Here is a 12,910-nt window from a genome sequence, read left to right as displayed (position 1 = left end):
CCACGCGCACGGAAAATGCCCCGCGGTGATCACACCGGCGGGGCATTTTTCTGTCTGTACGGCCAGACTGCACAAACACCTACAAAGAGTTCGGCCCCCATGCCGTGAGCATGGGGGCCGAACTCTGTGACCGTTAGATAGCTGGTCGTGGGAACTCCGTGGTGACTGCTTCATCATGTACGGGACCCGAACCGACCGGAACAGGAGCCGGCGGCGGTGGATCCTGTCGCTCGACCGGCACCGGAGGCGGTGGCGGATCGGTGGCGTACTTGCTCACCTTCATGGGCCACCAGAACCATCGACCCATGAGGGCGGCGATTGCCGGAGTCATGAATGCCCGGATGATGAAGGTGTCGAAGAGCAGACCCAGGCAGATGGCCGATCCGGCTTGGCCGATCGCGATCAGATCGCTGGTGATCATCGAACCCATGGTGAACGCGAACACCAGACCGGCCTGGGTGGCCACACTTCCCGATCCGCCCACACCCCGAAGGATCGCGGTGTTGAGCCCACCGTGCAGCTCTTCCTTGAATCTGGACACCAACAGCAGGTTGTAGTCCGATCCGACCGCCAACAAGATGATGACGGTGAACGGCAGCACGAACCAGTGCAGCTGCAGGCCAAGAATGTGCTGCCACAGCAACACCGACAGGCCGAAGGATGCGCCCAGCGATATCGCGATGGTCCCGACGATCGTGAACGCCGCCACGATACTTCGCGTGATGACCAGCATGATGACGAAGATCAGGCACAGCGACGCGATCACCGCGATCATCAGGTCGTACTTCACCATCTCGCCGATGTCGTGATAGGTCGGTGCCGTGCCGCCGAGATAGAGCTTGGCCTCGTCCAGCGGGGTGCCCTTGATGGCATTCTTGGCGGCCTTGAGTTCGACCTCGGTGTTGGCGAGCGACTCCTTGCTGGCGTAGTCACCCTCGTGCGTGATGATGAACTGCGCAGCCTTGCCGTCCGGGGACATCATGAGCTTGACGCCCTTCTTGAAGTCCTCGTTATCGAAGGCTTCCGGCGGCAAGTAGAAGAAGTCGTCATTCTTCGCCTCGTCGAACGCCTGACCCATCACCGTTGCGGTATCGGTCATGCGGTCCATCTGGCCGATCATGCCGTTCATCGTGCTGTACATGGTCAGCATGGTGTTCCGCATGTTCTTGGTGATGGCAATCATCGGTGGAAGCTGCTCCACCATTTGTGGCATGAGCTTGTCCATCCTGTTGATGTCCTTGACCATGCCGTCCATGTTCTCGGCCATTTTGTCGATGCCGTCGAGAGTGTCGAATATGGATCGCATCGACCAGCACATCGGAATATCAAAGCAGTGCTTATCCCAATAGAAGTAGTTGCGCAACGGCCGGAATTGATCATCGAAATTGGAGATGTTGTCTCGCATTTCGTGAACAGTGCCTTGCAATTCCGTGCTGACGCCCGCGAGATCGTGCGTCACGTCGACTAGCTCTTTCATAATGCTGTACATGCGTTCGATGATCGCGATCATCGAGCCCAGGTCGTCGGCCATCTTCAACATATCGGCCATGCTGTTCTTCAAGTAATTCATGTTCTCGGTCATCGATACCGATTGCATACTCACTTGGAAGGGCACTGAGCTGTGGTCGATAGGTGCGCCCATCGGGCGGGTCATGCTCTGCACCTTGTTGATGCCCTCGGTGCGGAAGACGTTCTTGGCGATCCGGTCCAGCACCAACATGTTGGCCGGGGTGCGCAGATCCTTGTCCGCCTCGACGATCAGGATGTCGGGGTTCATTCTCGCCTTCGAGAAGTGCCGGTCGGACGCCTGGAAGCCCTGAATCGACGGTAGGCCGGTCGGGATGTAGTACCGGTCGTTGTAGTTGACCGAGTACGTGGGCAGGATGCCCAATCCGACGATCGCGACGATCATCGTGACGGCCAGAATCGGTCCAGGCCAGCGCACGATGGCGGTGCCGATCTTGCGCCATCCGCGGCTCTTGATGGTGCGCTTGGACTCCAACAGCCCGAACTTAGTCGCTATCAGAATCACCGCTGGCCCGATGGTGAGCGAGGCCGCCACCACCACCAGCATGCCGATCGCACACGGCACACCCAGCGACTCGAAGTACGGAAGGCGCGTGAATTTCAGACAGAACGTGGCGCCCGCGATGGTGAGGCCCGAGCCCAGAATCACCGGCGAGACACTGTGATACATGATGTAGAAGGATTCGAGCCGGTCCCTGCCTTCGGCCCTTAGCTCGTGACAACGGCCGATCTGGAAGATCGCATAGTCGGTCCCGGCCGCGATGGCCAAGGACGTCAGCAGATTCACCGCGAACGTCGATAGGCCGATGATTTCGGCATTGCCGAGGATTGCGACCACGCCGCGAGCGGCACCCAACTCGACGAACACCATGAACAGGATGAGCAGCACCGTCGTGATGGACCGGTAAATAAGGAGCAGCATCACGGCGATGACGATGAAGGTGATACCCGTCATCTTGAGCATGCTCTTGTCGCCGGCGTCGTTCATGTCCATCGTCAGCGCGGCCTGGCCGGTGACGAAGACCTTGAGCCCGTCGGGATACGTACCGTTCTTCTTGCTCTCGTCAATGAGCTTGGCGACGATGTCCTGGACCGCCGTGACGGATTCTTTGCCTTCTGTCGTGCCTTGGTCCCCACGGAGATTCAGCTGAACGTAAGCAGATTTTTCGTCGACACTCTGCGCTCCACCGGCGGTGATGCGGTCGCCCCAGAAGTCCTGGGCGTATTCCACGTGCTTGGTGTCGGCACGCAGTCGTTTGACCAACTCGCGGTAGAACGTGTGCGCCTTGTCGTTCATATCGGTGGAGAACTTGGTGTCGCTCTCCAGCAAGACCATCACCATGCTGTCGTCTTTGAACTGCTGGAACAGCTCACCTTGACGCTTGATGGCCTGATATGACGGTGCGTCCTTGGACGCCAACGACACGGAGTGCTCCTTGCCGACCTCTTCGAGCTGTGGCACGACGACGTTGACGATGACCGTCAACACCAGCCAGGCAAGAATGATCGGTACGGAGAAGGTGTGAATGAAACGCGCTATGCGCGAAGGCTTTTGAGTTGCGCCATTCGTGGGAGCGCTATGTGTGCTCATGCGGATTTCACCATGCAGAAGACTTGGGCGTTGTGGTTGGACACAGTCTGTTCGTCCTTTACTTCGCCGTTGGACAAGATGCGGCAGCCGATTTCATCGCTATCCCCCATCGCGACGACATTGGCGAAGACAGAAGTCATCGTCGTCGTGATGGTTAACGTCCACGGCAGTGTGGTGAATTGGGCGCGCTGCGGTTGCGCCCGATCATCGAGATAGTTGACCTCGCCCTTTGTCCCTGCGGGACCGAAGATTTCATAGACGATGTCTTTGGGGATGATGTTCTTGGAGTCATCCTTGATGCCGACCGCCGAATTGATACTGGTCGAGCCGAACACACCGTGAAGCCGATAGACACCGAACGCGGCGACCGAGATCACCACCAGAACAACGAGCGGGACCCATACCCGCGCCAATACCTTGAAAATGGTCCAATCCCCTTCACCCGTGTGGCCCGGGGGCCAACAACTCGACTCTGCCTATCGCGTCCGGCTGTGCGTATCCGCCATTCGCGCGCAAATAGTTACCAGCCAGTACGACACCGTGTTGTTTTTGCGGAGCCAGCGAGCATGCGGGCTGTCCGGTCACATCGTCCGTTCATCCCACCTGGCTCCGCTCATGCCCGTTTTCTCAGTAATTCGTAAGGGATACTACATACGTTTGTCAGGGAACTGTACATGTGTCGTCAGTCACAACTGACACATTTACGCCCCGAGACGCTCGCAATAGCCTAGTTAGCTACAAGCGGAGGTCAACAACCGGTGACACTGTTCTATTCCCGGCTTCTTTTCGTCGATGTTACGAAAGGGCCTGCTCGCACATCCAAGTTAGTGACTAGCCTCCGGATCGCACCAGCTAATGGACCTGGCCGGTGTTTGCCAATGCTACCTTTCGGCACAGTGTCCACATCAGGCATGCGTCCACCTGACAGACATCGGTCCCGCGGGCGTCGCGGCGAGTAAAAGTGACCAACTCCGAGACTCTCGAACGGGCGCGTCGTTCGCCACATTACGAGACATTTGTCCATTAGCAACGCGAAGCCGAACATCCCAAGCAGTCGGCCACCGCGATTTCAGCAAACAAATCTGACGCATCATTCGACACGCGCCATGCGAAAAATACGACGCCTCGCGAGAAGATACGGCCATTCGCAAAAGCGAATTACCCAAGCGGCGGCACCAGCTCTGGTAACGCCTGTCTACACGCGGCGCGCGTGTAGACAGGCGTCAGCCGAACTGCTAGCGAACGGCCAAACGATCAGACAGATGGCCTCGGGAACTCGGTAGTCACCGGATCATCACCATGTCCTGTACTGACAGACGCCGGTTGAGGAGGTGTCTTCGGCGGCGGCAGTGGCCGGGTGCGCACGTTCAGCGGCCACCAGAACCAGCGGCCGAGGATCGTCGCGATGGCCGGGGTCATGAAGGAGCGCACGATGAGCGTGTCGAACAACAGGCCCAGTGCGATGGTCGTCCCGACCTGCCCGATGATTCGCAGGTCGCTGACCACCATGACGGCCATGGTGAAGGCGAACACCAGACCCGCGGATGTCACCACACTTCCGGTACCACCCATTGAGCGGATGATGCCGGTTTTCAGGCCGCCGTGTAGCTCCTCTTTGAGTCGGGAGACCAAGAGCAGGTTGTAGTCGGAGCCCACCGCAAGGAGCACGATGATGGCCATTTGCATGACAAGCCAATGCAATTCGATGCCAAAGATGTACTGCCAGATGATGACCGACAAACCGAATGAGGCACCGAGGGACAGTGCGACCGTGCCCACGATGACCAGCGCTGCCACGAAGCTCCGCGTGATGAGCAGCATGATCAGGAAGATGAGGCACAGCGCGGAGATGCCGGCGATCATCAGGTCGTAGCGCGCACCATCGGACATGTCCTTGAACACGGCCGCGGTGCCGCCCAGTTCGATCTTGGCATCCTCGAGGGGTGTGCCCTTGACGGCCTCGATCGCGGCCTGCTTGATCGGCTCGACGTGCGCAAGGCCTTCGGGCGTAGCGGGATCTCCTCGGTGCGAGATGATCATCCGGACCGCCTTGCCGTCCGGCGATAGGAACGATTTCAGACCGCGTTTGAAGTCGGCGTTGTCGAAGATCTCCGGCGGCAGATAGAACGAGTCGTCATTCTTGGCAGCATCGAACGCCTTACCCATGGCGGTCGAGTTCTGACTCATCTCGTCCATTTGGTTATAGAAACCAGACATGGTGCTGTGCTGCGTCAGCATCATCTTCTGCATGTCTTCCATGATGGGGACCATTGCCGACATGTCCGACACCATCTTGGGCATCAGCTGATCCATCCGCTCCATGTTGACGACCATGCCGTCCATGGTTTCGGTCATTTCGTCGATCTTGTCGAGGGTGTCGAAGATCGACCGCATGGCCCAGCACATGGGTATGTCGAAGCAGTGCTTCTCCCAGTACAGGTAGTTGCGGATCGGGCGGAACCAGTCATCGAAGTTCGAGATGCTGTCCCGCATCTCGTGAATAGTGCCCTGCAAGGTGTGCATGTCGCCGACGAGCGAGTGGGTGATGCCCGCCATCGTCGTCATGTTGGCGAGCGTCCGCTTCATGATGACGACGTTCTCGCCCATCTTGTCGGCCTGGACCTTCATATCGGCCATGCGGTCCTTCATCAGCTTCATGTTCTGCAGCTGACCCACGCTCTGCATGCTGATGAGGAACGGAATGGAGGTGTGCTCGATCGGCGTGCCCTGTGGGCGCGTAATCGCTTGCACACGAGCGATTCCCGGTACACGGAAGACAGCCTTTGCGACCTTGTCGATAACCAGGAAGTCCGCCGAGTTACGCATGTCGTGATCGGACTCGATGAGGAGCATTTCCGGACTCATCCGGGCCTGCGAGAAATGCCGCCCCGCTGCTTCGAATCCGGCATTGGCGGGGATGTCCTTGGGGATGTACTTCTTGTCGTCGTAGCTGGTCCGATATCCGGGCAGCGCCGCCAGGCCAATGATGGCAATCGCCAACGCGGCCGCGAGCACCGGTCCGGGCCAGCGCACGATCGTGGTCCCGATCTTGCGCCAGGTGCGAATACGCATGGCGCGCTTGGGCTCGAACAGTCCAAAGCGGCTTCCGATGGTGATCAGCGCCGGCCCCATTGTCAACGACACCAGGACACCGGTGAGCAGACCGACCGAGCACGGCACGCCGAGGCTTTGGAAGTAGGGCATACGCGTGAAACTCAGGCAGTACATGGCGCCGGCGATCGTGAGGCCTGAGCCCAGAATGACGTGAGCCGTGCCATGGAACATCTCGTAATAGGCCGCCTCTTTGTCCGACCCCATGGCCCGGGCTTCCTGGTATCGGCCGATCAAGAAGATGGCGTAGTCGGTACCGGCCGCGATCGAGAGCATCACCAGCAGGTTTACCGCGAAGGTCGACAACCCGATGATCTGATGGTCACCCAGGAACGCGATGACACCTCGCGCCACGCTCAGCTGAACGCCCACGAAGAGGAACACCATGATCACGGTGAAGATCGATCGATAGAAGAACAGCAGCATCACCACGATGACCAGGAACGTGAGCGCGGTGATCAGCTTGAGACTGCCGTCACCCGCGTGGTTCATATCGGTCTGCAACGCGCCGGGGCCGGTGACGTACACCGTGAGCCCGTCGGGCAGCTTGGCGCCGTCCTTGGTCCAGTTCGCCTCGACCTTTTTGACGATGTCGCGAACCGCTTCGGTGGACTCGTTGGACAGCGTCTCGCCCATGTTTCCGGCGAGGTTCACCTGCACGTAGGTGGCCTTGCCGTCAGTACTCTGGGCACCCGCCTCGGTCAGCGGATCACCCCAGAAATCCTGGACGTGCTGGACGTGTTTGGCGTCAGCGCGCAGCTGCGTCACCATTTCGTCGTAGAACTTGTGCGCTCCCGGGCCCAGGCGTTCCTGCCCCTCGAGCACGATCATCGCCACGCTGTCGGAGTCAGACTCCTTGAACATCTGGCCCATGTGCTTCATCGCCTGCATGGACGGCGCACTTTGTGGGCTCAGCGAAACTGTCTGTTCTTTACCGACCGTGTCGAGCGATTTCTGCGTCCCGAAGAGCACGACCAACAGCACCCAGAAGATAAGGATGGGAATCGACAGGCGCCGAATCCATTTGGCCAGGAAGGTAGGCTCCCCGCCGCCGTGTGCCCCGCTCATGCAGACTTCACAAAGCAGTAGACGTAGGCGCTCACCTCGTTGGTATACCTTTCATCTTTTTTCTCGTCATTGGCCGTGATACGGCAGCCCAGCCCATCGGCATTGCGTGTCTGCGCCAAGATGTTTCCCGTCATCGACGGTGCCGTCGTGATGATCTCGATCGACCACGGCAAGACCGCGCCATTGATCTGATGCGGTTCGCCCTCTTTGTCGATGTAGTTGATGTCGGCGACGGTTCCGGGCGGCCCGAAGATCTCGTAGACCACATGCTTGGGCTTGGAGTTGTTTTTGTCGTCGGTCATGCTGCCGGCGTAGGTGGGCAGCTGCTGCGAGCCGAAGATGCTGCGAATGCGCCACACCGCAAAACCCGCGATGGCCAGGACCAACACCATCACCAGCGGGATCCACGCCCGCTTCAATGCGCTGAGAATCGTAAAACCCCTTCACCCGTTGGCGTTGTGCAAGCCGACGCCACTCGCCCGAACCTGGCTCAACTACTGATCGGATATCCGCACTCGACCGCCCCATCGAAAGGCGGCGCAGCTATCGCCACGTGATGGTTGCTTCGAGCCTGCGGTACCCGGGCGAATCCGCCCGGACGTTTCTCGAAGTAAACCATGCCTAAGTGCGGAACAGTTGGCTCCCTTCCAGCGCGTTCATCAGGATCTTTAACGCATATCACGTGCGTAACGCACGCTACCGGGTGGTTCGCTACGTCGCAAATCACACGCCGTGCGTTATCCTCGGCACGTGGCGCAACTGACTTTCCAACGCGCCCGCACGGACGAAAAGAAGCGTCAGCGGGCCGCAGCGATCGTGGAAGCCGCACGATCGCTGGCCGTGGAATCCGGTGTCACCTCGGTAACGCTGACCGCCGTCGCCAACCGCGCCGGAGTGCACTACTCCGCGGTTCGGCGCTACTTCAGCTCCCATAAGGAAGTACTGCTGCACCTGGCTGCCGAAGGCTGGACTCGCTGGTCGGACACGGTGTGTTCGGCGTTGGCCGAACCCGGCACCGGCTCCCCCGCCCGCGTGGCCGAGGCCCTCGTACACGGGCTCGCGGCGGACCCTCTGTTCTGCGACCTACTCGCGAACCAGCACCTGCATCTCGAGCACGAGGTCGATGTGGAGCGCGTCGCGGAAGTCAAGCAGATCAGCAATGTGGCGGTGATGGCGATCGCCGAATCAATCGAGCGCGCTCTCCCCGAGATCGGTCGCAAGAGTTCATTGGACATCCTGGTCGCAGCCTTCTCACTGGCCGCGATGCTGTGGCAGGTCGCCCATCCCCCGGAGGGCCTCGACCACGACTACAAGAACGAGCCAGGCGTCCCACCGGACTGGAATCTGGACTTCGAGCCGGCGCTGACGAGGCTGTTGACGGCGACCTGCGTCGGCATCGTCGCGCAGGCGCACTGAGTCAGCTCGTCGGTGGTGCCCACCCGGTCTCGTCGGCCCATGCAAGTGCCCGCGGATACGCCTGCGCGAACCAGGGTTCCTTGGCCTCCACGTAGGCGGCAGGATCACCGCCTGACGTAGCGGCCTCCCGCTCGGCCTCGCGTTTTATGGCGAGGTACTCCGCTCGCGCCGGCTGATCGGAGCGCAGCCAATCCCTGAAGACCAGAGCGAACCGCTGACCCGGCCACCCGTCGACCCGTACATGCACAAGAACCGCGCGCCCTGGATCACCGGAGGCGTGAATTCGCTTGCCCCATTTGGCTTTGTCGCCGTCATGCGGGTCATCTGAGGTGATGCCCGCGATCGGGGGCAGCCCGATCCCGGCCAGCGGATCGGCCAGGGCATCTGCCACCTCGAGCGACTCGACGGTTACCTGAATATCGATCACGTCCTTGGCATCAAGCCCTGGTACAGCGGTGGAACCGATGTGGTCGATCCGCAGTGCCTTCGACCCGCATGCCACCGCGATCCGGTTTACCACGCGCTGCGCTTGAGCCGGCCAGGTGGGGTCGGCGCGCACCAGCACGGGTGCCCACTGTGCCCGTTGCCGTGTGCGCAGGTTATGTGCATACGGCAGCAACCGGACAGCCCAGAGATCTCGGACTGTTTGAGCAAGCACTTCGGTATCGCCCGAATTATCAAGCCACACATCTGCAATGGCACGACGTTGATCGTCGCTGGCCTGCGCGGCCACCCGGGAACGCGCGTCCTGTTCATCCATGCCGCGATGCGTGATGAGCCGTTTCACGCGCGTCTCGATCTCCGCGTGCACCACCAGTACCAAGTGATAGAAGGGCGCCAAAGAGTTCTCGGTGAGCAATGGAATGTCCTCCACCACAATGGCATCCTCACCGGCGGCGGCCATCAGTTCGGCTCGGCGGGCTCCGACCAGCGGGTGCACGATCCCGTTGAGCGTGGCGCGGTGCGTGTCGTCCTGGAAGGCGATTGCGGCCAATGCCGGTCGATCCAACGCACCATCGGGCCGCAGGATCGATTCACCGAAGGCATCCACGAGCGCCGCCAGCCCGGGAGTTCCCGGTTCGACCACTTCACGCGCGATGACATCGCTGTCCACGATGAACGCGCCACATTCCGCGAGTGTCCGGGACACCGTGGACTTCCCCGCGCCGATTCCTCCGGTCAGGCCGATGCGCAACATGCCCGCAGTCTGTCACTCCCGGCGCGTTCACTATGCGTTGGGGGCGTTGCCCTCTCGGATTCTCCAGATATCGCCGCCCCGAGCTCACGGTCAAACAAAAGAGGGCCCCGGTCGTGATGACCGGGGCCCTCCTTCAGAACACGTGCTTAGGCGTTGCCAGCCAGCTTTTCGCGCAGTGCGGCGAGCTGCTCGTCATTGGCGAGCGAGCCACCCTGCGAAGCCGAATCATCGGACCGCGACGAGCTGGAAGAACCGTTCGCCACGGCAGCGGCCTCCGCCTCGGCGGCGGCTGCGGACTTCTCCATCTGAATGGTGTGCATCTTGTGACGACGCTCGGCCTCGGCGTACCGGGCCTCCCACTCTTCACGCTGCTTGTCGAAGCCTTCGAGCCACTCGTTCGTCTCGGAGTCGAAACCCTCCGGGAAGATGTAGTTGCCGGCCTCGTCGTAGCTGTCGGCCATGCCGTACTTCGAGGGGTCGAACTCCTCGGTGTAGTCCTCGTTGGCCTGCTTGAGGCTCAGCGAGATGCGACGACGCTCCAGGTCGATGTCGATGACCTTGACCATCGCGTCGTCACCGACACCCACGACCTGATCCGGCACCTCGACGTGGCGCTCGGACAGCTCGGAGATGTGCACCAGACCCTCGATGCCCTCTTCCACTCGGACGAACGCACCGAACGGCACCAGCTTGGTGACCTTGCCGGGAACGATCTGGCCGATGGCGTGGGTGCGAGCGAAGTGACGCCACGGATCTTCCTGGGTCGCCTTGAGCGACAACGAAACCCGCTCGCGGTCCATGTCGACGTCGAGAACCTCGACGGTGACCTCGTCGCCCACCTGAACCACCTCGGACGGGTGGTCGATGTGCTTCCAGGACAGCTCGGACACGTGAACCAGGCCGTCAACCCCTCCGAGATCGACGAACGCGCCGAAGTTGACGATCGAGGACACGACACCCTTGCGTATGGCACCCTTGGTGAGCTGGTTGAGGAACTCGCTGCGCACCTCGGACTGGGTCTGCTCCAGCCAGGCACGACGGCTCAGCACCACGTTGTTGCGGTTGCGATCGAGCTCGATGATCTTGGCCTCGATCTCCTTGCCGATGTACGGCTGCAGATCGCGGACGCGACGCATCTCGACCAGCGATGCGGGCAGGAAGCCGCGCAGGCCGATGTCGAGGATCAGGCCGCCCTTGACGACCTCGATGACGGTGCCCTTGACGGCCTCGTCCTTCTCCTTGAGCTCTTCGATCGTACCCCAGGCCCGCTCGTACTGAGCGCGCTTCTTGGACAGGATCAGACGGCCTTCCTTGTCCTCCTTGGTGAGGACCAGGGCCTCGACCTCGTCGCCCACGGAAACGACCTCGTTGGGGTCGACATCGTGCTTAATCGACAGTTCGCGGGACGGGATGACACCTTCGGTCTTGTAACCGATGTCAAGAAGAACTTCGTCGCGGTCAACCTTGACGATGGTCCCTTCGACGATGTCGCCATCGTTGAAGTACTTGATCGTCTTGTCGATAGCGGCGAGAAAATCCTCGGCCGAGCCGATGTCGTTGACGGCTACTTGCGGCGAGGTCACGGTGGGACTTGGCATGTGTTGGGTTGCTCCGGACAGGTTGTGTAGTAGGGACAGTTCTGCCACAGCTAGCTTCAGCTGCGGGCGTGCTTCGACCTCCGCACGTGCGGCAGAGATGGACTTCACCTTACTCGACTGCCCTCCACCAGGACAAACCCGGTCTCATTGGCGACTGGGGGCGCCGGGCGGATACCGCACCCGCGAGTGAGCGCGCAGCTACTCTTCGGTGGTGTCCTACGCGCCCGCACCCGCCCCTATGCCACCCATCCGGGGGTTTCCCCAGCGGATCAAAAAAGTCGGCGCGCCGATCGGCGTCATCATCGCCCTGGCGCTGGTGACAGGGCTGATCCTGGCCGGATTGCTTGTCTCCAACCCGGCCGGCGCGATGATCGGGCTGGTCTTGTCGAGCATCGCGATCGGGGTTGTCGTGCTGTGCTATCTGTGGCTCGACAGATGGGAGCCGGAACCCTCAAGGCTCCTTGTACTGGCCTTCACCTGGGGCGCGTCTCTATCCGTCGTCGTCTCGATCATCCTCGAACTGGCCTTCGGGTCAGTTTTCGATCCAGCGGGCAGCACGACTTTCGCGGCGATAGCGATCCGTGCGCCCTTCATCGAAGAGGCCGCCAAGGGCGCCTTTTTGCTACTGATGTTGACCGGCCGGCGCCGCCACGAACTCAACTCGCTCACCGATTGCCTCGTGTACGCGGGCATCACCGCTGCCGGATTCGCATGGCTCGAAGACATCGCCTACATCGGTAGTGGCAACACTGTCGGCGAGTCAGTAATTACCGCGATCCTGCGGCTGGGACTGGGCCCCTTCGCCCACTCCCTGTTCACCACCATGACGGGTATCGGCATCTACTACTCCCTGCGGCAACGTAGCGCCATCGCCAAATTCCTGTGCATCGGTGCTGGATACCTCGCGGCGGTCCTCATGCACGGCCTATGGAATGGCTCGTCATTCCTCGGATTCCAGGGCTACCTCGCGGTGTACGTGCTGTGGATGGTCCCCATTTTCGTGCTGATGATCGTGGTGGGGGTACGCAGCCGACGTAAGGAACAGCATGTCGTCGCCGAGAAATTGCCGGGGATGGTGGCCGCCGGGTTGATCACCCCCAACGAGGCCACCTGGCTGGGTTCGATCAAGGATCGCAAGCACGCCGTCGCCGAAGCCAGACGAATCGGCGGTGCCCCCAGCGGCGCCGCGGTGAAGAATTTTGCGGCACAGGTCGTCGAGCTGGCATTCGTACGCGACCGCATAGAACGAGGCTCCCGCGACCCGCGCGATGTCGCCCTGCAGACCGAGGAGGCGTACGCGGTCATGGCCGCTCGGGCCGCCGCTCCGGTCTTGCAAGCACTCTCGGGGTATCGCGCACCTGCGACGGGGTAGCGTGAACACGGGTGTTGTCTAGTCAAAGG

At 60.9% G+C, this 12,910-nt stretch carries 8 protein-coding genes; 2 read left to right on the top strand and 6 right to left on the bottom strand.

The features are described from left to right. Positions 1 to 133: 133 nt before the first annotated feature. The 4 genes from MSTE_RS11005 to MSTE_RS10990 all read right to left on the bottom strand — a co-directional run bounded on the left by MSTE_RS11005 (position 134) and on the right by MSTE_RS10990 (position 7,689). Positions 134 to 3,118 (bottom strand): MMPL/RND family transporter, encoded by a 2,985-nt coding sequence (locus MSTE_RS11005; protein ID WP_096501175.1) that lies wholly within the window; start codon positions 3,116 to 3,118, stop codon positions 134 to 136. Further along, positions 3,115 to 3,531, bottom strand: coding sequence for an MmpS family transport accessory protein (locus tag MSTE_RS11000; RefSeq protein WP_096501173.1), 417 nt, complete (start codon positions 3,529 to 3,531; stop codon positions 3,115 to 3,117). Before MSTE_RS11000 ends, MSTE_RS11005 begins: the two co-directional genes overlap by 4 nt. 841 nt (positions 3,532 to 4,372) lie before the next feature. Further along, positions 4,373 to 7,297 (bottom strand): MMPL/RND family transporter, encoded by a 2,925-nt coding sequence (locus MSTE_RS10995; protein ID WP_096501171.1) that lies wholly within the window; start codon positions 7,295 to 7,297, stop codon positions 4,373 to 4,375. Then, entirely contained in the window at positions 7,294 to 7,689 is a 396-nt protein-coding gene (locus MSTE_RS10990; RefSeq protein WP_231897094.1) for an MmpS family transport accessory protein, read from the bottom strand. Before MSTE_RS10990 ends, MSTE_RS10995 begins: the two co-directional genes overlap by 4 nt. Before the next feature lie 358 nt (positions 7,690 to 8,047). On the opposite strand from MSTE_RS10990, the gene MSTE_RS10985 reads away from it, so the two are divergent. Then, positions 8,048 to 8,713, top strand: coding sequence for a TetR family transcriptional regulator (locus MSTE_RS10985; RefSeq protein ID WP_096501167.1), 666 nt, complete (start codon positions 8,048 to 8,050; stop codon positions 8,711 to 8,713). 1 nt (position 8,714) lies between these two features. Here the strand turns inward: MSTE_RS10985 and coaE are convergent, their stop codons facing one another. Together coaE and rpsA are read right to left on the bottom strand one after the other, a co-directional pair. Beyond that, entirely contained in the window at positions 8,715 to 9,911 is a 1,197-nt protein-coding gene (gene coaE, locus MSTE_RS10980; protein WP_096501165.1) for a dephospho-CoA kinase, read from the bottom strand. 146 nt (positions 9,912 to 10,057) lie between these two features. Then, positions 10,058 to 11,509: a 30S ribosomal protein S1 gene (gene rpsA / locus MSTE_RS10975; protein WP_096505741.1), complete on the bottom strand. Its 1,452-nt coding sequence runs from the start codon at positions 11,507 to 11,509 to the stop codon at positions 10,058 to 10,060. Positions 11,510 to 11,717: 208 nt separating this feature from the next. Here rpsA and MSTE_RS10970 point away from each other — a divergent pair, with 208 nt between their 5' ends. Then, positions 11,718 to 12,881: a PrsW family intramembrane metalloprotease gene (locus MSTE_RS10970; RefSeq protein WP_096501163.1), complete on the top strand. Its 1,164-nt coding sequence runs from the start codon at positions 11,718 to 11,720 to the stop codon at positions 12,879 to 12,881. Positions 12,882 to 12,910: the final 29 nt, after the last annotated feature.

The sequence above is a fragment of the [Mycobacterium] stephanolepidis genome (genome assembly GCF_002356335.1).
Lineage (GTDB): Bacteria > Actinomycetota > Actinomycetes > Mycobacteriales > Mycobacteriaceae > Mycobacterium > Mycobacterium stephanolepidis.
This window is presented reverse-complemented; position numbering and strand designations above follow the sequence as displayed.